This window comes from Vibrio metschnikovii CIP 69.14, from assembly GCF_000176155.1.
Classification (GTDB): Bacteria; Pseudomonadota; Gammaproteobacteria; order Enterobacterales; family Vibrionaceae; genus Vibrio; species Vibrio metschnikovii.
This window is the reverse complement of sequence record NZ_ACZO01000003.1, coordinates 14906-35004: the sequence shown is the minus strand read 5'-3', so window position 1 is coordinate 35004 and position 20099 is coordinate 14906. Positions and strand designations below refer to the sequence as shown.

The 20099-nt window shown below is 46.7% G+C and carries 18 protein-coding genes and 3 pseudogenes; 3 read left to right on the top strand and 18 right to left on the bottom strand.

The window, feature by feature from the left end:
• Window positions 1-7: 7 nt before the first annotated feature.
• Complete coding sequence (gene tnpA / locus VIB_RS00760) at window positions 8-469, bottom strand: IS200/IS605 family transposase (protein WP_033007073.1); 462 nt, start codon at window positions 467-469, stop codon at window positions 8-10.
• A gap of 291 nt (window positions 470-760) precedes the next feature.
• Here tnpA and VIB_RS00755 point away from each other — a divergent pair.
• Window positions 761-1057: pseudogene (locus tag VIB_RS00755) on the top strand (IS4 family transposase); the annotation flags it as partial.
• Between the two features lie 242 nt (window positions 1058-1299).
• On the opposite strand, the gene VIB_RS00750 reads toward VIB_RS00755, so the two are convergent.
• On the bottom strand, window positions 1300-1956 hold the full coding sequence (locus VIB_RS00750; RefSeq protein ID WP_004394008.1) for a hypothetical protein: 657 nt from the start codon (window positions 1954-1956) through the stop codon (window positions 1300-1302).
• Between the two features lie 56 nt (window positions 1957-2012).
• A complete protein-coding gene (locus tag VIB_RS00745; protein ID WP_040903659.1) occupies window positions 2013-2273 on the bottom strand; it encodes an H-NS family histone-like protein in 261 nt (86 codons plus the stop codon).
• Between the two features lie 641 nt (window positions 2274-2914).
• Here VIB_RS00745 and VIB_RS00735 point away from each other — a divergent pair.
• Both VIB_RS00735 and eutC read left to right on the top strand, forming a co-directional pair.
• The gene (locus tag VIB_RS00735) at window positions 2915-4327 is read left to right on the top strand and encodes an ethanolamine ammonia-lyase subunit EutB (RefSeq protein WP_004394006.1); all 1413 of its coding nucleotides are present in this window, start codon (window positions 2915-2917) and stop codon (window positions 4325-4327) included.
• On the top strand, window positions 4324-5166 hold the full coding sequence (gene eutC, locus VIB_RS00730; protein WP_004394004.1) for an ethanolamine ammonia-lyase subunit EutC: 843 nt from the start codon (window positions 4324-4326) through the stop codon (window positions 5164-5166). Before VIB_RS00735 ends, eutC begins: the two co-directional genes overlap by 4 nt.
• A gap of 322 nt (window positions 5167-5488) precedes the next feature.
• Here eutC and VIB_RS17740 read toward each other — a convergent pair whose 3' ends face one another.
• The 15 genes and pseudogenes from VIB_RS17740 to VIB_RS00665 all read right to left on the bottom strand — a co-directional run bounded on the left by VIB_RS17740 (window position 5489) and on the right by VIB_RS00665 (window position 20046).
• Window positions 5489-5662, bottom strand: a complete 174-nt coding sequence (locus VIB_RS17740; RefSeq protein WP_004394002.1) for a hypothetical protein — start codon at window positions 5660-5662, stop codon at window positions 5489-5491.
• Window positions 5663-5672: 10 nt separating this feature from the next.
• Window positions 5673-5858: pseudogene (locus VIB_RS17155) on the bottom strand (M48 metallopeptidase family protein); the annotation flags it as partial.
• Window positions 5839-6225, bottom strand: coding sequence for a cytochrome c (locus tag VIB_RS00725; RefSeq protein ID WP_050782698.1), 387 nt, complete (start codon window positions 6223-6225; stop codon window positions 5839-5841). The pseudogene VIB_RS17155 and the gene VIB_RS00725, both read right to left, overlap by 20 nt.
• A 108-nt stretch (window positions 6226-6333) precedes the next feature.
• Window positions 6334-7044, bottom strand: coding sequence for an ABC transporter ATP-binding protein (locus VIB_RS00720; RefSeq protein WP_004393997.1), 711 nt, complete (start codon window positions 7042-7044; stop codon window positions 6334-6336).
• Between the two features lies 1 nt (window position 7045).
• A complete protein-coding gene (locus VIB_RS00715; RefSeq protein ID WP_004393995.1) occupies window positions 7046-8251 on the bottom strand; it encodes an ABC transporter permease in 1206 nt (401 codons plus the stop codon).
• Entirely contained in the window at window positions 8248-9399 is a 1152-nt protein-coding gene (locus tag VIB_RS00710) for an efflux RND transporter periplasmic adaptor subunit (RefSeq protein WP_004393991.1), read from the bottom strand. Before VIB_RS00710 ends, VIB_RS00715 begins: the two co-directional genes overlap by 4 nt.
• Window positions 9396-10004 (bottom strand): TetR/AcrR family transcriptional regulator, encoded by a 609-nt coding sequence (locus VIB_RS00705; RefSeq protein WP_004393990.1) that lies wholly within the window; start codon window positions 10002-10004, stop codon window positions 9396-9398. The genes VIB_RS00710 and VIB_RS00705 overlap by 4 nt, the downstream gene beginning before the upstream one ends.
• 105 nt (window positions 10005-10109) lie before the next feature.
• Window positions 10110-10535 (bottom strand): DUF6088 family protein, encoded by a 426-nt coding sequence (locus VIB_RS00700; RefSeq protein ID WP_040903653.1) that lies wholly within the window; start codon window positions 10533-10535, stop codon window positions 10110-10112.
• Window positions 10536-10723: 188 nt separating this feature from the next.
• Window positions 10724-11317 (bottom strand): annotated as a pseudogene (locus tag VIB_RS00695) (tyrosine-type recombinase/integrase).
• A 241-nt stretch (window positions 11318-11558) separates the two neighbouring features.
• Window positions 11559-11813, bottom strand: a complete 255-nt coding sequence (locus VIB_RS00690) for a hypothetical protein (protein ID WP_244262416.1) — start codon at window positions 11811-11813, stop codon at window positions 11559-11561.
• 339 nt (window positions 11814-12152) lie between these two features.
• Window positions 12153-13625 (bottom strand): group II intron reverse transcriptase/maturase, encoded by a 1473-nt coding sequence (gene ltrA, locus VIB_RS00685; RefSeq protein WP_004393986.1) that lies wholly within the window; start codon window positions 13623-13625, stop codon window positions 12153-12155.
• A 662-nt stretch (window positions 13626-14287) separates the two neighbouring features.
• Window positions 14288-15289, bottom strand: a complete 1002-nt coding sequence (locus VIB_RS00680; RefSeq protein WP_040903647.1) for an IS110 family RNA-guided transposase — start codon at window positions 15287-15289, stop codon at window positions 14288-14290.
• A 442-nt stretch (window positions 15290-15731) separates the two neighbouring features.
• Window positions 15732-16538 (bottom strand): endonuclease/exonuclease/phosphatase family protein, encoded by an 807-nt coding sequence (locus VIB_RS00675; protein ID WP_040903644.1) that lies wholly within the window; start codon window positions 16536-16538, stop codon window positions 15732-15734.
• Window positions 16539-16624: 86 nt separating this feature from the next.
• Complete coding sequence (locus tag VIB_RS00670) at window positions 16625-18253, bottom strand: PTS transporter subunit IIBC (RefSeq protein WP_004393983.1); 1629 nt, start codon at window positions 18251-18253, stop codon at window positions 16625-16627.
• A gap of 59 nt (window positions 18254-18312) precedes the next feature.
• Window positions 18313-20046 (bottom strand): glycoside hydrolase family 13 protein, encoded by a 1734-nt coding sequence (locus VIB_RS00665; protein WP_004393982.1) that lies wholly within the window; start codon window positions 20044-20046, stop codon window positions 18313-18315.
• Between the last annotated feature and the right edge of the window lie 53 nt (window positions 20047-20099).

Sequence of the window (20099 nt, the reverse complement as noted above, 5' to 3'; positions counted from 1 at the left end):
CATATGACTATTTCCTGCGGCCCGTAAACGGGCTACCTGAATACGGGATCGACAATTGCTCTCCCATTTTATCCTGCTCTAGTTGGTGCTTTATGTAACTTTGTATTTTGCCGGTATTTTTTCCTACCGTATCGACATAATACCCTCGACACCAAAATTCCCGATTCCTGTACTTAAACTTCAAATCACCAAATCGCTCATAGAGCATCAGGCTACTTTTTCCTTTCAAATACCCCATAAAGGATGAAACACTCATCTTAGGTGGTATCTCTAAAAGCATATGAATATGATCTGCGCAGCATTCCGCTTCAATAATATTCACGTTTTTCCATTCACATAGCTTTCTAAGTATCTCGCCTACTGCCCTTCGTTTCTCACCATAGAACACCTGCCTTCGATACTTAGGTGCAAAAACCACATGATATTTACAGTTCCATCGCGTATGCGCTAAGCTCTTTTCGTCCCCCATTGGGACCCCCTTTCAATTCTTAATTAACTCTTGCAGTTGCCAGACCACAAGACATTTTTATCAAATTGAAAGGGGTTATATAACTGACTTATAGCTGTAAGCTTTACAGAACCCCCAGCCTAGCTGGGGGTTTTCTCTATACAATAAACTGCTCTTTTTTGGAAAGAGCAGTTGGTGGTTCCCAGTTTCTAGAATTAGACATAATCAATCAGTTGATAAGTTAATAATACTGTGTATTTGATCATGTTTTGGGGCTAAAGTCACTGTGTGTTTTTTAAACTGATCGGTGCTCTAGGACTCCGCCATAGCCGAACTAGCAACCCAGAGCGCTTTGATATCATGCTACTAATCGCCCTAATGCTTCAACTGACATTTTGGCTTGTTGGCGTACATGCACAGAAACAAGGTTGGGATAAACACTTTCAAGCGAACACTGTCAGTAATCGAAATGTACTCTCAACAGTGCGCTTAGGTATGGAAGTTCTGCGGCATTCTGGCTACGCAATAACGAGGAAAGACTTGCTCGTAGCTGCAACCATACTTGCTCAAAATCTATTCAAGTACGGTTGCGCTTTGGGGAAATTATGAGGGGATCCCTCAGGGCGGAGCCACCATTGACACACTCCGAGCTTATGTTGATAGCCAATCGACACCAGATTAAAGTTCTTCGAACTTTACGCCTTATATCCCCGCCCTAGAATCGGGCGAGGGTTTACGGCGAAATTGCTAACTCAAAAACATGCGTTGTCTAAAGCTTTGTTGACGAGACTTCAAGTATGGTTTTTCTTAAAATGAGTAAACACTTTTTCAAGCTTATCTCGTCTCTAATTTCAATACTCAGGTGCATAGTTTTCTTTCATAACTTTGAATAGGCTTCCAGAAACCATAGTCAGCATGATGAGCTTGTAAGAATCATAAGGTTGTTCATACTCTTTTTTGTACGGGACCAAATCTCTGTTAATTTCTTCAACATCAATCATTGCTTGAGTCGTAACGCTGGCAACAAGATTGATAAAATCTTCTTTAATGCCTACGTTGACAATTTCATTCCCTGTCAGTTTTTTATATTCCTCTCTATTGCTGATTTCTATTGAGAGAAAAATAAGAGTGCAGCGCTCAATAAGCGCAGTAAACTGTTGGAGATCGGCTTTTTCTGGAAGGGTTAAGTCTGGGAGCGTCCCATATTTGATGTGTTCATTTCCTATGATGCTTCTCATAAAATTTAACTTTTTTGTTAATGAGTCATAGCTTAGTTTCTTTTCGACAAACGTCGAATAAAAGACAGGGTGAGCACTCTTTAATTCATGGTGTAAGCCTCTCAATTCAGAAAGAGACTTAAACTCATGAGGTAAACAACCGCTATAAATTTCATTAAAAAAATTGATATAAGTATGAACATTATAAATAGTTTGCTTAGATAATAAGATGTCATTTTCATTCACTGTTTTTTTACTAATTATCAAATTAGCATAATCAATGGCCTTCATTTTATCTCCGTGGGGTCATTTTTTTTCAATACAGATAAACTAACGATTGAGAAAGGTTAACTTGACAGATACTGTTTCACATCTGTGATCTGTATCCCACTATTTTTTAACTCTTCCATTTTTTGGGCGATAAGCAGTTTCTTTTCTTCTTCCTGCTGTCTTCTTTCTGCACGTTTTGCTTTTTCACTTTCAAGAGTTGAGGTTATGATTTTCTCAATTTTTTTGAACTCAGAATTACTAAGCTTACTCAATGCACCCTTTAGTTGCGGCTTAGTGGAGAAAGAGATAACAGTGGATTTTTGAGGTTTATCTGTCATGTTTCACCTTCGTTTTTTTTGGAGAACAACAAAATGTTAAATGGTTTCTTGGCTAGTATATTCGGAGAACGAATAAACAGTACCCAACTTGAAAAAAAATCCGATAGTCATGTAGAAAATTTAAAGAATAACTCCGTTAATAAAAGAAGTGACCCCGATGGCTGGACACATAAGCTGACCTCTTAACAGGGAAAAATCATGAACACGCCCGTGCTTAAATGGTTTGTGGCATAGTAGGTGTACTCCTCAAATAAATGCAAACCTGGCAACTTTATGTCGTCCAGATAGCCATGGAGCTGTCCTGTACTGTGTTGATTATACTCTTGATCCCAAGCACTCAGGCTTTGTGCCTGTTGATTGACATCAAAACTGTATTGTTTGCACCTCATTGGTGCACATGGATTCCCTTTATGAAGCAATTGAACCAAATTCATTTTCACCCTCTTGCTCCAGCATTAAGCGCCAAGACCCCTATCTAACTGTTTTTATTGATTTATTTAGACTTGCCTATTTCCGTCATGTTCGCGGCACAATTTTCGCAGTCATTCTTTCAGTGATATTCCAAGACCAATTGCAATGTTCAGGCTGCACACCCCTGAGCAGACCTACACAGCATAACGGTACAGATGTAGAGAGGCACAATGAGTTCACGCTATCGATATCAACTAGGCAGTCAGACCTATCAGTTTTCTTCTTTGAAAGAAGTGATGGCGAAGGCATCACCGCTGCGCTCCGGCGACCAATTGGCGGGGGTGGCCGCAACATCAGCGCAAGAGCGTGTGATCGCGCAAATGGTGCTGGCAGATCTGCCCCTTAAAACCTTCCTCAACGAAACCTTGATTCCGTACGAGGACGACGAAATTACCCGTTTGATCATCGATGAGCATGATGCCTGCGCATTCTTGGAGATCGCGCATCTCACGGTCGGCGATTTTCGTAACTGGCTGCTGCAAGAAACCACCACCCATATTGAGTTGACGCGAGTTTGCGCTGGCATCACGCCCGAAATGGCCGCGGCAGTCAGCAAAATCATGCGCAACCAGGATCTGATTCTGGTGGCGAAAAAGTGTCAGGTGACCAGCACATTTCGCAATACGATAGGATTGCCCGGTCGCTTATCCACCCGTTTGCAACCCAATCACCCAACCGATGATATGAGCGGCATCGCGGCCTCGATTTTTGATGGCCTGATGTACGGCAACGGTGATGCCGTGATTGGCATCAACCCGGCCACCGACAGTGTGAGTCAGGCAATTAAGCTGATGAAGCTGATGAAGCTGATGGATGAAGTGATTCAGTATTATGACATCCCGACTCAATCGTGCGTGCTGACGCATGTGACGAACACTATCGAAGCCATTGAGAAAGGCGCGCCCGTCGATTTGGTGTTTCAATCAATCGGCGGCACCGAAGCGACCAATCAAGGATTTGGTATCAACCTGAATGTGATTGCCGAGGCCTATGATGCCGCCTTGAGCCTCAATCGCGGTACGGTCGGCAACAACGTGATGTATTTCGAAACGGGCCAAGGCAGCGCACTATCAGCCAACGGCCATCATAACATCGACCAACAAACCTGCGAAGTGCGAGCATACGCAATGGCACGCAAGTTCAAACCGTTACTGGTTAATACCGTGGTTGGCTTCATCGGCCCGGAATACCTGTTTGACGGCAAACAGATAACCCGTGCCGGACTAGAAGATCACTTCTGCGGCAAGCTGCTTGGCCTGCCGATGGGGTGTGACATCTGCTACACCAACCACGCTTACGCCGATCAAAACGACATGGACAATCTGCTGACGCTACTCGGTGTCGCCGAATGCTCGTTTATCATGGGCATTCCGGGCTCGGATGACATCATGCTCAACTACCAGACGACCTCGTTTCATGACGCGCTCTATGCCCGCCAAGTGTTGGGATGCCGTCCTGCTCCAGAATTTGAAGCCTGGCTGAAGAAAATGGAAATCTTCCATCAGGATGAACATAAGCAACTCGCCGACCATTTGTCGCCACATTTTAACCAACCGCTGCGACTGATTCAGGAGGCCGTATGAACAAGACACCGACATCCTTGTTGATCCATGAAGATCCATGGCACAAGTTGCGCCAGTTTACGCAGGCGCGCATCGGACTTGGCCGTGTGGGTACCAGCATTCCAACTGAGGAGCTATTGCGTTTTCAGCTCTCACACGCTCAAGCAATGGATGCGGTACATGTGCCGCTCAACGAAAAGGAGCTGGTTAATTCCTTAGCGAAAAAACCGGCCATTGTGCCCTATCTGCCTGCGTTTTCGCTGCATAGCCAAGCCAATGATCGCCTCATGTATCTGCAACGGCCAGATTTAGGGCGCAAGCTTGATGACACCTCAAATGCACGTTTGAAGCAGCACAGCGATAACACGCCAAATCCATACGACTTGGTGATTGTCATTGCCGATGGTTTGTCCTCTTACGCCATCAGTCATCACGCGGCGCCGTTTATTGACGCCTTATTCACGCAGATCCATGCCGACCAACGACATGAATGGTGCATCGCACCTCTCTGTATTGTGCATCAGGGCCGCGTGGCGGTTGGTGATGATGTGGGTGAAGCGATCAACGCACGCGAGGTGTTGGTACTGGTGGGCGAACGCCCGGGGTTAAGCTCCCCCGATAGCTTGGGGCTGTATCTTACTTGGCACCCACAGCGTGGCACCGAAGATTCACTGCGTAACTGTATTTCCAATGTGCGTCCGCAAGGGTTGTCTTATGAAGCAGCCGCAATGAAATGTTTTTATCTACTGGCTAAGTCGCGCCAGCTCAAACTCACCGGTGTAGGACTGAAAGATCGCTCGGACGATACGATTCTCGAACATAAAAGAACTCAATTTTTTTCTTTAACGTCAACGTCATAAAATAAGGAAATTGTATATGACCACATCAAACGACTAATCTGATCTAAATTGGACCGGAGAATTAACGCGCCATAAAAGATGGCCTGACACGTCTTTGGTGAATTTTCAATCAACGCCTTAATTTGTGGTAAGTTGTGGTAAATTATTTACCACAACTTACCACAAGCCATTTTGGAGAAAAAGTGAGTTAGCGATAGTCGCCCCAACACGTCTCTGGACATTTATTGGTTAGAGTAAAGATTCGATGCATCGAAACCTTCATGGAACAATGAAAATACTTATTCACCTTAAATGAATAGGCACTCGGATATAAATAATTTACCTAATCATCCACAACTTCAATCGTTACATGCTGAGCACCAAGGTAAGTACCTTCATCCACTTCATAGCGCAAGGTTTCATCACAGTGTGGGCAGTCAAAGGCTTCGTTTGGCTCGATGCACTCATCTTCGAGCCAATCCCAGCCAATATGCTTTTCACAAGTTGGGCATGTCATTCAACAATCCTTACTCATTCAAATACAGCTCCGCCATTCCATCTAAACGGGCTTTTACTGCTTTCCAATTAGGCATCACGCTTGTTAATAAGCGCCAGAATTTCTCACTGTGGTTGTGCTCAGCGATATGACAAAGCTCGTGCAGAATCACGTAATCAATACACTCTTTAGGCGCTTTAATTAGATGAATGCTCCACGAAAGGTTTACGGAAAGCTTGGTGGCAGCCCAAGCAGCTTTCCTGCACGTGGGCGAATGATTGGATCACCGCCTTGCCGTCGCTGCTCGCAGCAGCCAGCTTCATGGCCAGCGCCGCCTCGTGAGTCTGCGCGTCAAAGTTTCTGAACTTGGTCGCATCAGCGCCGAGGTAAGCAAGGATGCGCATTTTTTCAGTAAGCGGTGGCTCGGGGTGTGCAGCAACTTTTGGGGCGAGCTGAACGACCTGAACCCATTCCTCCTGCGAAATCGCACCGGTAATAGCCTGCATGTTGCGCCCGAGTTCCTGCATGATCTTGCGTAGCGCCAGTGGCTCAACCTGGGTAGCGTCACCAGCCCAAGCTGGCAACTGAAAACCCCATAAAGCAGGCAGGCCGTAACGGTCAGGGTGATAGTTCCAAATGCGTGGCTGTGTTTGCGGTGGGTCATGAAATTCTCCTGTAATTCAATCGTTCTCTCATTCGAACTCCCGCCCTTCGCCAGCTTCCTCATGGGTCACGCCGTCGCGGATGTGGTAGATGCGCTTGAATGTGGGGATGATCTTTTCGTCATGGGTGACGACGATGATGGCGGTCTCGAACTTCCGGGCCATGTCGTTGAGGATGCGGATTACAGCCATGGCGCGCTCGGAATCCAGCGGCGCAGTGGGTTCATCGGCCAGGATCACCGGCGGACGATTGACCAGTCCGCGCGCGATGGCGACCCGTTGCTGCTCGCCACCGGAGAGTTGCGAGGGCATTGCGCGAGCTCGGTGTTGCACATCAAGCGCTGTGAGCAATTCCAGTGCCTTCGCGCGCGACTCTCCATTCGCGACGCCTGCAAGCATCGGCAGCAGCGCCACGTTGTCGGTGACATCGAGAAACGGAATCAGGTACGGCGCCTGGAAAACGAAACCGATCTTGTCACGCCGTAAGGCGCGCAGGTCGCGGACTTTCCAGCCATCGGCGTAGATCACTTCATCGCCCAGCGTCATGCGACCGGCGGTCGGTTCGATCACCGCACCCAGACACTTGAGCAGCGTGCTCTTGCCGGACCCGGAAGGGCCGATCAGTCCCACCACTTCACCAGGCGCAACATGCATATTCACGTCTCTCAAGGCAAAGACAGCGGTGTCACCATCGCCATACCGCTTGCTTAAACTTTCGATGTGTATCCCTTTGCCACTCATCTCAACCTCCAATGGCTTCGGCCGGATCGACCTTGAGTGCCATGCGAATGGCGACGAGGCTAGCTAGAACGCAGATCACGAGCACGGCAAAAAAACCGGCGACAGAATCCATTGGCGTGAGCAGGACATATTTTGGAAAAGCCGGTGCTGAAAAGGTGGCTGTGATCTTGCCGACCACGAAGCCAATCACGCCCAGGGCGAGCGCCTGCTGCATGATCATCGCGGCGATGGTTCGGTTGCGTGTGCCGATGAGCTTCAACACCGCGATCTCACGGATTTTGTCCATCGTCAGCGAATAGATGATGAAGGCAACGATGGCCGCGCTAACGATGGCCAGAATCACAAGGAACATGCCGATCTGCTTGGCTGAGGTGGCGATCAGCTTGCCGACGAGGATGTCTTCCATCTGTGCCCGGGTGTAGACCGTCAAACGCTTCCAGCGCTGGATGGATTCGGCAACCTCGTCCGGCGCATGACCAGGTTTCAGAGTGACCAGCACGGCATTGACGAACGCGTTGCTGCTCTGTGAAGCAATCACGGCATCCAGCAAACCTGGATCACCGGGTCGATTGAAGACCGGGTTGGCTTCGGTGCGACGCCGGCTTTGCCAGATGGCATCGTTGTCCTTGAGGAACTGGGCCTCCTGGGCATCTTTGAGCGGAATGAATACCATCGGGTCGCCGCTGGACGACACCATGCGCCGTGTCAGCCCCACGACGGTGTAATGATTGCGGCGAATGGCAAGACGATCTCCCAGTTTGAAGCCGGTGGCGATGTCGGCCACAGCCTCGTAGTGACCGCGCGTGATCTGGCGTCCAGCGACGAGATAAGGAGGCCATCCGGGTGTAGCCCCCAACGCACCGGGCGCGATGCCGACCACCATGGTGCGTACATCACTCTCGCCCTTGCGTACCTGCATGGTCAGGTAGGTCGCGTTCGCTGCCTGTGAGACTCCCGGCATGGCGAGAATGGCGCGATACACGTCATCGTTGAGGCTGGACGACTCCGCATAAGGACCCAGAGTATCCTTTTGCACCACCCAAAGGTCAGCGCCACTGTTGTCGAGCAACGCCTTGCCGTCGTCCACCATACCTCGGTACACCCCAGCCATGACTAGGGTGACGCCGATCAGCAGACCCAGACCGATGCCGGTGAAGACGAATTTCCCCCAGGCATGGAGAATGTCGCGGCCGGCCAGGCTGATCATCGTGAAACTCCCGGGATATGCTCGACCACATGGATGCGGCTGCGCGCCGTCAGTGCCTTTTCGCTATAGGTCACAACCTGGTCCCCATTCTTGAGCCCTTCGCGCACCTGCACGTAACCATTGAGGTCGGAAGTGCCGAGCTTGACCGGGGAGAAATGCAGATCACCATCCACGATTTGCCAGACACCAACTTTATCGCCTTCACGCTGGACGGCAGCGTTGGGGATCAGTGGAGCGGCCGGGAGCGCCGGCAAGTCAACCGTGACTTCGGCCAGTTCACCCACTGGTGGCAAAGGTTCTGGTTTGTTATCGAATGTCACCTTGGCAAGCGTTTCCTCGGTTACCGCGTCGGCCTTGGGTTCCACCCGCAGCACGCGACCTTTCAAGGTCTGGCCACCACGCGAACGCAGGACGATATGAGCCGGCAGCCCCCCAGCCAGCCCCGATGCGCTGATCTGGTCGAAGCGCACATTGATCCACAAACTCTTGGGGTCGATCACTTCCACCACGGCCTGGCCCGCGACGATGGTCGTGCCGGGATCGGCATCGCGCACGGTGACTACACCATCGACCGGCGCGATCAGGCGCAGATTGCTCCGCTGCGCGACGAGTGCTTCGCGGTCGGAGCGTGCCCGGGCAATATCTTCCCGAGCGGCGGATAGGGCGGCATCGGCGATCTGCAGTTCCTGCCGCTTGGTGGTGACGATTTCCTCGCTGGTCGAGCGCACCGCAAACAATTGCTCATAGCGGCGCGCCTGGGTTTGCGCGTAGGCTTGCCGGGCTTCTGCCTCGCGCAAAGCCGCTTCCGCCCGCTTGAATACAGACTCCTGTGAGCGCACCCGAGCATCAAGGTCGACCGGCTCCATCTCGCCGAGCACCTGTCCGGCCTTGACCTGGTCGCCTACATGCACCTCCAGGCGTTTGACGCGCCCGGCAAACGTCGGTCCGATCTTGTAGGTGTAGCGCGCCTCCACCGTGCCGATGCCGAACAGCGCCGGTGTGATAGCCCGTGATTCCACGCTTGCCACCGTCACAGCGACCGGGGCGAGCGGCCCTGATCGCAGACCGACATAAATAAAAAGCACCAGCAAAGGAATGATGACGGCAAGCAGTGCCAGGGTGCGGCCTTGCAAGGGTAACTTTTTCATTGCGCACTCCTTATGCCACGCCGATAAATTGCAAAGACGCGCGGCGCATCGCGGTGCATACGTCCCACATCACCCGCCAACAGCGATTGCATGACCAAGCCCTGGATCGTGCCAATGAACAGCGTTGCCGCCGCCTCGTTGTCAAGCGAGGGAGACAACTCGCCGCTGGCCTTGCCTTTCTCGATGAGACGATGCAAACGTTCGCCGTAGCGCTGAATCAAGGTTTGCACCATGCGCTTGGCCGGTGTCGATTCGGCACGCTGAAGCTCACCAAACATCATTCTTGGCACGCCTGGGTGCTCAGCTACGAATTCGATGTGACTCATGAACATCGCCTCCATGGCTGCCAAGGGCGACTCGATTCCTTGTGCGGATCGATCGATTCTGGCTAATAGGCGCTCTGCTACCCACTCCATGACCGCCTGCCAAATGGCTTCCTTGTTCGGGAAGTGCCGAAACAGCGCACCCTGGGTCAAGTTCATGTGTTTAGCGATAGCCGCAGTGGTTATCTCGCTTGGGTTTTGTGAACCGGCAAGCGCCACGACGGACTCGACAGTTACGGCACGACGTTCATCGGCCGGCAGATGCTTTGGATGGGTGTCCACGAGCACTCCTGGTAAGATAGTAATTGATTACTATCTTACCACAAGAGGCAACTCAAACAAGAGAAAACCCGACGTACTCGTCAATATCTAGAGTCTGCAATGGGCTTAACGTGCTTTATTTTCCGTTTTCTGAGACGTCCCCAGTACTCGATTGCCGACTACCAGCTTGCGATTAAACTGCTTAGGATTCCATGAATAATGAACGGATGATGGTATTTGAGTGCTTTCACCTGAGAGGCTTTGCAGAGATAGGTTGTCCATCTCAAAATCGACCCCTTTCATCTTTAATATCTCACGCATCAGGGCATCGCTTCCCCCTGGGTTAGTAGGCATGGGTCTGCCTGTTAAGCTGTTAATCCTTGCCTTGGTATACAAGCCATAGCCAAGCTTGATTAACTCACCTTTTTTGACTAGTTGTTTTAGCGCACGACCAATTTGATCGTAGCTAGCAAAGCCATCAAAGTCTTTGCGCTCAAACACATAGCGTCTTGAACGCTTTATCTTTTGATAAATACGGTCAACGGCTGTCATTTGAACCTCCTAATTTCCTAAGTGTTCAGATTATAACTCAACCCTGTTGCCATAGGAATAAATACGGCACATGCATATGAGTAAATGCGACACTTGTTCAGTTGATAGTTAGCATAAAGCATTGAAATAAAGATACAATATTGATTCAACTCAAGATCGACATAATTTGAATTTAGTGTCTAACCTTGTTATGAGTCTATCCCTTCAGAGATGTTCAGCGCATCCTCTATCTCGACCCCCAAATATCGAATTGTATTATCTAGCTTCACGTGACCAAGTCACAGCTGAACAGCCCGAATGTTTTTGGTGCGAGCATAGATTAACGTCGCCTTGGTACGGCGCATTGAGTGCGTACCATAAAGATAAGGATCGTAGCCAAGTTCAGTTGCCCAGCGGCGAATAATGGTGGCATAGCAGCTATAACTCATTGGCTTACCTTGTTTGCGAGGGCTTGGGAAAAGATAATCTGGTGCAGATAATTGGCTGAGTATTAGCCATTGAGTCAAGGATTGTGCTGTGCGGGAAGTGATCTCAAACTGTACCTCTCGACCAGTTTTGCTTTGGCTGTAAAGAACACGATCTTGAATGACACCGCCAGAAGATATATCTCTAACTTTCATCCTAAGTAAATCGCATGAGCGTAACTTGCAGTCGATGGCGAGATTCAGCAACGCTAGCTCCATGATGTTTCCTTCGATTTCGAGTCTAGTGCGAATTCGCCAGATGTCTTCGAGCTTGAAGGGCTTTTTCTGCCCAGTTAAGTGACCTTTCTTCGTCCACATAATTGACCTCCAGTCTAACTTTAGAAGTGGCCTTAATAAGTTTAGATGAGGAAATTGAATGGCTATGCAGTTAGGGGGCCGAAAAATATTGCAGACTAAAGTGGGTTAGAATCTTTACTCTAGATGATAAAGGGGCATTTTCGAGCTAGAAGATGCCGAGTGTAGCCGTGGTTTATGCAACAGGCTGTTTCATAATTAGAAAGCTTGTTTGGTCCGTTTGACTACAACCAGAATAGCTTATCTAAATATCAAACTTAGAATCATCCTTTAGTCGGTCATACTCAGCTTTCACGTCTGGATCTTCAAATGCTTTGAGTTTTAATACTTCGAGCTGACTGAGCTTCCTTAAAGTAAAACTTCCATCACCATTATCAACCCATTCTATTGGATCACCTTCGTTCCAAAACAAGTCTTTTTGTAATTCATCAGGTATTAAGAAGTAGCGTTCGCCATCTTCATTTTGTTCAATTTTCACTCGCATTAAATACATGCTCATACTAAATCTAAGGTATGTTTTAGGTTTATCGCATAAAAATGTTAGGGTAAATCTAGGCTAGATTAGACTGGGGCACTAACGCGCCATAAAAGATAGCCTGACACGCCTTTGGTGAACTTTCAATCAAAGCCTTAATTTGTGGTAAGTTGTGGTAAATGATTTACCACAACTTACCACAAGCCATTTTGGGGAAAAAGTGAGTTAGCGATAGTCGCCCCAACACGTCTATGTCGGATAGGCGACACCTGTTACCAGATGCCGCCCTCCTAAGAACCGTACGTGCAACTTTCACTGCATACGGCTCAAGCCTCCACTAAGGCGTTATTGTTACCCAGCAACTCACAAAGCAGTGGCGACAGGATCAAACCATGAGTTGCGACCTGTATTTTTCACCTTACGTTCATTGAGAAAACCTTCCCAAAAAGGATCAAACGGATTCGCTTGACTCATGATTTTAACATGTCGCTTAATTGGCACCTTAGCGATGTCAAACAGCCTGAACACGCCATACTTTCCTGCCTTTTTGAACCAGCCATGGAAAGTCCATTGACCTTGCAAGTTCAGAAAATACTTATGTGCGACCCACTTGCGCCCCTTGTTTGGGTGACGCCTAACTGACCATCGCCATAACGCTAGAAACATCTGATGACCAACATAGCCGAAGGTTTGTTTAGCAACACAATGGCGATAGTAATTCGCCCATCCTCGTAGCTTTGGATTTATCATCTTGATGAGATCGGCTACTGGGATTGTTGCGTGTTTTCTAATGAGGTCACGCATGTTTCGTAAGAATGATAATACGTTGGACTTGCTCGGTTTAATGAGCAGTTTCCCTTTGTACTTTCTGGCGTTGAAGCCAAGAAAGTCAAAACCATCATTGATATGAGTTACGTGCGTTTTCTCTTCAGAAAGCGTTAAACCTCTTTCTTGTAGGAAAGCCATCAGTTGCAGCTTGATGTCATTCACAAGAACTTCCTTTGAAGACCCAGTGATAACAAAGTCGTCAGCATAACCTATAAAGTTTACTCTGCTGCCTGTCTTGCGAGCGATAGACTTAGTTAGCTTTTCTAGTCCGACAAGAGTGAGCAACATCAGGGTGGGTGAAATTATCCCGCCTTGTGGTGTTCCCTCCGCCGTTTTGTAGAAGAGACCTTTGTCTATATAGCCACATTCCAGCCATTGCTTGAGCATCCTTTTGTCTGTCGGGATATTATCAAGTAGCCATTGGTGACCTATCTTGTCAAAACAAGCTTTGATATCCCCCTCAAGAACCCATTGTGCTGCTCCCTTTTTGCATAGACATTTGAAGCACTGTTGTATTGCATCGGCTGCGCTTCGATTGGGTCTAAACCCATAGCTGTTAGGGTCGGCAATTGTTTCAGATATTGGTTCTAGTGCTAGAAGATGTAACGCTTGTTGCGCACGGTCTATCATGCACGGGATACCTAATGGTCTGAGTTTGCCGTTTTTCTTCGGGATATAGATCCTTCTGAGCGGTTTGGCCCGATAGCCTTTTCTGCTCAGTAAACTGACTGCCGCCATTCGACGTGCATCGGTGTTCCAGATGTCGCCGTCAATTCCTGGCGTTTTACTGCCTTTGTTTTGTGAGACTCGACGAACAGCGAGAAGCTTTGCTGCTTTCGAGTGAGTCAGTATCCACTGTAGTGCTTTCGCCTTACCGTGTTTACCTTCTCGGATTGCTTTTGCAATGCGCATCTGGAGCCTTAACACATGGCGCTCAACCGCTTTCCAGTCGATGGATTGCCATTGGGCGCTGCCAGAAGGGGCACTCACTTCATGAGAAGAGATCATCTGCGTTCCTTCTTAAATAAAGTTTTCCAAATCATCTTGCAATGGGAGACCAGTTGGAAGTGGGCACACTTTCGTGTCAGACATCTGTCTGTATCTGCATCATTACAATGCAGCGTTCGCTTTTTCCAACCTCCTTTACCAGCACCGCTATCGGCTCTCTTCACAGACAGCTTTCCCGAAGGAACGATACTGGCTTACCGTGTTCCGCATGTCGCGCAATATCAGGTTAGATGCCCACTATAGTGCGAGGAGCCTGTCGATCACGAAAGAGCACTGTCCAATCTCTTTCCTACTCCCATCGCCGTTTTGGCCACAGCGTATTAACCACTTCCGCTGCTTCATCGCATAACGCACCTTACATGGATTCACTTTCGTTCATCATACTGATTTATATGAACGCTTCCCCATTTGCTAGGTCATCATTGAGTTATTTTCAAACATGGTTAGGTGGCAGTTTTATATTCGGTCTACATTGGCAGACATTCTGCCGACCCTAATGATTTCCGCAGCCTTATTCCTCATTTCCCTAGCGAGCTTAATGCTCTGGTCAGTATTCAGGTTTTATAAGGCTTGGTCTTACCTGTTTGTCATTACTCTTTGATACACCTTGGCAAATTTTCTGCGAACATCCTGTGTTAGTTTAAATTAGTAGTCAGTCTTGCTTAACAAGGCTGATATTCGGTTTGGTTGGCCACTAATGCCCAAACGGTTCGAGCTATCTTGTTAGCTAACGCAACCGTCACGACATTTTTCGGTCGTCTTGCTTGCAAAGACACGAGCCATTCACTTTTTTCTTTACTATGGGTCATCACTGCTCGCGCCCCATGGATAAGCAAAGTACGTAAATACACATCGCCTCGTTTGCTGATCCCGTGTAAGTGCACTCGACCTCCCGTTCCTGTTTGTCGTGAAACCATGCCTACCCATGCTGCAAATTCTCGACTGGATTTAAACGCTGACGCATCCCCCATGGAAGCGATAAGTGCCGTGGCAGTGAGTGGTCCAATACCTGGTACTTTGGCGATACGCTGACAATCTTCATCGTGCTTAAACCAGCTTTGGATTTGTTTTTCCAGTTGTTTAATATCTTCGTCCAACTGAGTTAATCGTTCCACTTGAACCTGTAAGGCACACATAAAGGCACTTGGCGTATCCTCTTCCAGTTTTGCTAAACAATCTGGTAGCTTTTCCTTAAATGCTTGCTTGCCTTTTGGCATCACTAGGCCAAATTCGGTCAACAAACCGCGTATCGAGTTTATTTGCGCCGTCCTATGTTTAACCAGCAGTTCTCGCATGCGATGAATGCTAAGAATCGCTTGCTGCTCTTCAGTTTTTACTGCAATAAACTTCATGTCTGGTTGTTGCATGGCCGTCCATATCGCACGAGCATCTACCACATCATTTTTATTGCCATAAACGAAAGGTTTGACTTTCTTTGCTGGCAACAGCTTCACGGTATGACCCATTTCTTTAAACAGTCTTCCCCAGTGGTGAGCACCACCACAAGCTTCCATTCCTATCATTGATGGTTGTTGGTTGGCAAAGTACTGAACAAAATCTTTTCGCTTCACTTTGTCAGAGTGAATTTCACCGGTTTCTTGATCGACCCAGTGAATTTGAAAAACTTGTTTTGCGATGTCAACACCAAATACGTTACTGTTCATGTTGGATACTCCCAATGTCGATTGTTCACTAAATTGAACCATATTGGGCACTTTGATGCCGTGACAGGGAGTATCCTTCCTCGTCAATCGAATCATCGTCAGCCTCCGTAGGTTGGGGAGGCGTTCATATCATTTCCCTAGCACTCACCCAATTCGTGGTTATCAGGAGGAGCATCCCCTCACGGTTCTGCTCCCGTTTGGCACAATGCCAAACTTCGTTACATTGTCAGGCTCGCTGCTTTATTCAGAGCCTTAGGGTCGTCTGGTGATACAAACGGTTCACTCTTTTCGCGGTGAACAGCGCTTCATGAGACTTCACGTCGCACGGACAAAAACGTGTCAGCGCCTTTACTAAATTAGAAAGTCCTGAATAACTACAGGTATTGCAAAGTCACGTAATTAAAAGTCCAGTATTGCTTAAGGTTTAGTCTATGAATAAACATTAAATAATGTCTACTTCCACCAGAACCCCAAAGTGATCCGATACAACCGGATAAAAATCGTTATTAAAAATCACCTGATGCTGCTTTACCACCATCGGTTGATTACTAAGAACCAAATCAATGCGTAGCGCTTGGCTATTTTGTTCCCAACCGTCAATATTTTTAATTACAGTAGTTCCGGAGTCTTTTATTTCTGCTATTTCATAACAATCTATCAAACCGCACTGTAATACATAATCATAACCTTCATTGCGTATATGGCTTGGGTTGTTGAAATCGCCTAATAGAAAGCTCAACTCTGTTGATAATGTTGCCTTTATTCTGTTGAACTGGTCCTCAAATGAGCTCTCTGAGTCACTCCACCAGCCGCAATGACAATTATAAAGATTGAAATCACCTCGTTGAGAAGTGACCTTAATACGCACTGCTCGCCTATGTTTCCAAAAGTTCACATCATAGTTATCACTTAGGTCAATGACCTCATGCTCGACAATCGGCAGTCGCGTCAAGAATGCCAGTCCCTCTTGATATACGTCATAACTTTGATGAACGAAATCCCATGTAAGTTGGTAGTGATAGCCGTATTCCATGAGTTTTTTCTGTAATAAATATCCATAGTTATCAGCGAGCACGGTGTGATTAGTTAATATATTGGAATCAACAGCCGGGCTATTTTGATGTTGATTCACTTCCTGTAATGCAACGACATCGCACCCTTGCTCGATAATGGCTTGCGCTACCACATCCAACTTTTCTAGTTGTTTCTCTTCTTGCCAACTATGGGTATTTAGCGTCATTAACTTCATTTATTATTCACTTATTCATTGTAGCGAGTTAAACGCAGCTCAAGGCTGCGTTTCTCGAGGTTATTTTATCTAGGGTAGAGAATGAATTACGCAGGTTGTGCTGAAAGCTTCTCAACTAATCTAGATTTAATGACATCCACTCCTGGACCATAAATAACTTGTACTCCCTGTTCTTTAATTACAGCACCAAGTGCTCCTGTCGGCTTCCATAATGCATATTCAGCAACCAACTGCGGGTCATTAACTGTAATGCGCAAGCGAGTCATACAAGCATCAATCTCAGCAATATTGGCACGGCCACCTAAATTCTGAATAATAATGTCCATCTTCTCATCTTCTGACATGGATTCTGAACTTTCATCGAGGTAGTTACCCATACGGCCCGGTGTTGGCAATTTAAATTTGACAATGAGCACACGGAATAATCCATAGTTAACACCAAAGAAAACAATAGAAACCAATGCGAAGCGAACCAAATCACCACCGATTCCCGCTGAAACCATCATAGGTATACGAGTGAGTAACTCAATCAAACCAAAGGCATGTATACGTAGGTCCATCACATCGACCAACGCAAATGCAATCCCTGTTAATACCGCATGCGCAACATACAAAACAGGAGCAATAAACATAAACATGAATTCAATAGGCTCTGTCACACCGGTTAATAACACAGCAAGACACGCAGATAAAAACATTGGCTTGTATTGTGCGCGCTTATCACTATCAACACAGTGATACATCGCAAGTCCAATACCAATCAATGAAGACGCTGCGATAATAACTTGGCCCGCTTTAAAACGTGCTGGATGCACCGTATCTAATAGATGTTGGTAAGTTGTCGGATCGCTTAATTTAAGATTATTTAAATCGCTAACCCAAGCAAGCCATAGTGGATCTTGACCATAAACACTTGCCCCCGCATTCACCCCTGTTAAAAGCTCATAAGTACCACCCAACTCGGTGTAATTCATTGGAATAGTTAAAGTGTGGTGTAAACCAAATGGCAGTAATAAGCGCTCTAACGTACCATACAAGAAAGGAGCAGTGATCGGCGCAGTGTCTTTAGAGGTTGCAATCCATTGACCAAAATCATTAAGCGCACCTTGAATTAAAGGCCATACGATTGATAAAGCAAACGCAATAATCATCGAATAGAAAATAACAACAAAAGGTACAAAACGCTTACCGTTGAAAAATGCTAATGCCTGAGGTAAGCGAGCGAAGTCATGATAACGGTTAAATAAGTTGGCACCTAAATAGCCAGACATAATACCGATAAACACACCCATATTTAGAGCAGGAGCACCCAAAATATTAGTGAAGAATTGAGAGACAGGTAGCTCAGAACCAAATAGGCTCATCACAACCGCCTCGGGATCACTGAGCATAGCGTTATCCACGCCTAATATAACCCCAGTGATACGGTTAATTAAGATGAAGGCGATCAGCGCGGCAAATGCTCCTCCTGCACGTTCTTTAGCCCATGATCCACCAATAGCGACAGCAAATAATAGGTGAAGATTAACTATGATCCCCCAGCCTATGTTTTCCATAATAGCGCCTAGTGTTTCAATGGCACCAATACCACCGGCATACATTGCGACAACTTTACCGAGTGATATCATGATACCAGCGGCTGGCATCACCGCGATAACAACGATAAGGGATTTCCCAAATCGTTGCCAAAAATCAAAAGATAGTAACTGACTCATAAATGATTCCTTGGTTTAAATGCAGGGTAGCCTTATCAAGGCCCTGCGATAAATATAATTTAGTGCTTTCTTGCAAATATATACGCAGCATAAGGTGGGGCAATTTGCGTCGCTATAAAATCTGAGCGAACGTGTTCATTGTTGATATTCTGATTATCAAGCATTAACTCGCCTAATTGCATGCGGTCGATATCAACGATGCTCTCTTGTGGACTTAAATTGGTAATAATGGTCCATGTCATATCTTGTGCAACACGTTGATAAGCATAGATATTAGGGTCGTTAGGTAGCAGCAATTGATAGCGGCCAACCACTAAACTTACATTTGACTTACGCAGAGCAATCAGCTGCTTATAGAAACTCAAAATCGAATTTGGATCTTTCTGTTGTTGCTCAACATTGATATCTGCGTACTGTTGATTGACGGAGAACCAAGGTTGCACCTCAGAAAAACCGGCAAAATCCTGCGCATTCCATTGCATTGGCAAGCGACTGTGGTCGCGAGATACTTGATTTAACAAGGCTAAGATGTCTGCATCGCTTTGACCTTGTTGAGATAGCTTTTGAATTAAATTTCTAGCAGACACATCATTAAATTCATCAAGAGAAGTAAACTGATGATTTACCATACCAATCTCTTGGCCCTGATAAATAAACGGAGTTCCTTTCATCAAGAAATAACAACTCGCTAACGCGGTAGCACTGGCATACCTAGAGGTAGGGTCGGCAAAAGTATCAATGCTACGAGCTTGATCGTGGTTTTCTAAATAAAGCGCATTCCAGCCTTTACCTTCTAATGCATCTTGCCAACGCGATAAAATGCGTTTGAACTCCACTAGATCTAAAGGCACGTTGCTTTGTTCTTCCGACCATAGCTTCATGTGTTCAAACTGAAAAATCATGTTGAAAACACCGCCTTGATCGTGCTCGGTCGCTTCGGCAACCCAAAGTAATGCATTGTCGGCAGTCACCCCATTAGCCTCACCAACGGTCACTATGTTAAAGGGATCAAACGCCTGCTCTTTTAACTCATGCAGATGTTTTTCAATCCCTGCCACATTCATATGATAATCAAACGAAGAGACATACTTTTCACCCTTTGGATTGGGTAAAGAAGGTAAACCTGGTTGTTTCTGAATATGGCTAATTGCATCCACACGGAAGCCATCAATACCACGCTCCAACCACCAATAAATCATTTTAAATAGTGCTTGTTTAACTTCAGGATTTTCCCAATTCAGATCAGGTTGTTTTTTTGAAAATAGGTGCAAGTAGTACTGTGCAGTTTTTTTATCATATTCCCATGCACTGCCATGAAAAATACTTTCCCAGTTGTTTGGGTCGCAAGTCGGTTTTTCAGCGGTAGGCTCACAACCATCACGCCAAATATACCAATCGCGCTTAGGGCTATTTTTGTTATCTCGAGATTCAATGAACCATGGGTGCTCGTCGCTAGTGTGGTTGATCACTAAATCCATAATAATGCGAATGCCACGTTTATGAGCAGCACTGATTAGTTCATCCACATCCTCAAGGGTTCCAAAGTCAGGATGAATCGCTTGATAGTCACTAATATCGTACCCGTTATCATCATTAGGTGATGCATAGAATGGGCAAATCCATATTAAATCAATGCCCAAATCAGCAAGATAATCGAGCTTAGCAATGATGCCATTGATGTCACCAATACCGTCCTGGTTTGTATCATAAAAACTACGGGGATAAATTTGGTAGGCGGTTGCTTTCTTCCACCACGCGAGTGGTTTTGAGTGCATATTAGGAGCGAGTGTCATCGGTTATATTATATGCGTTATCGTTAACACATATAGTTAAGTAGAACCGATTT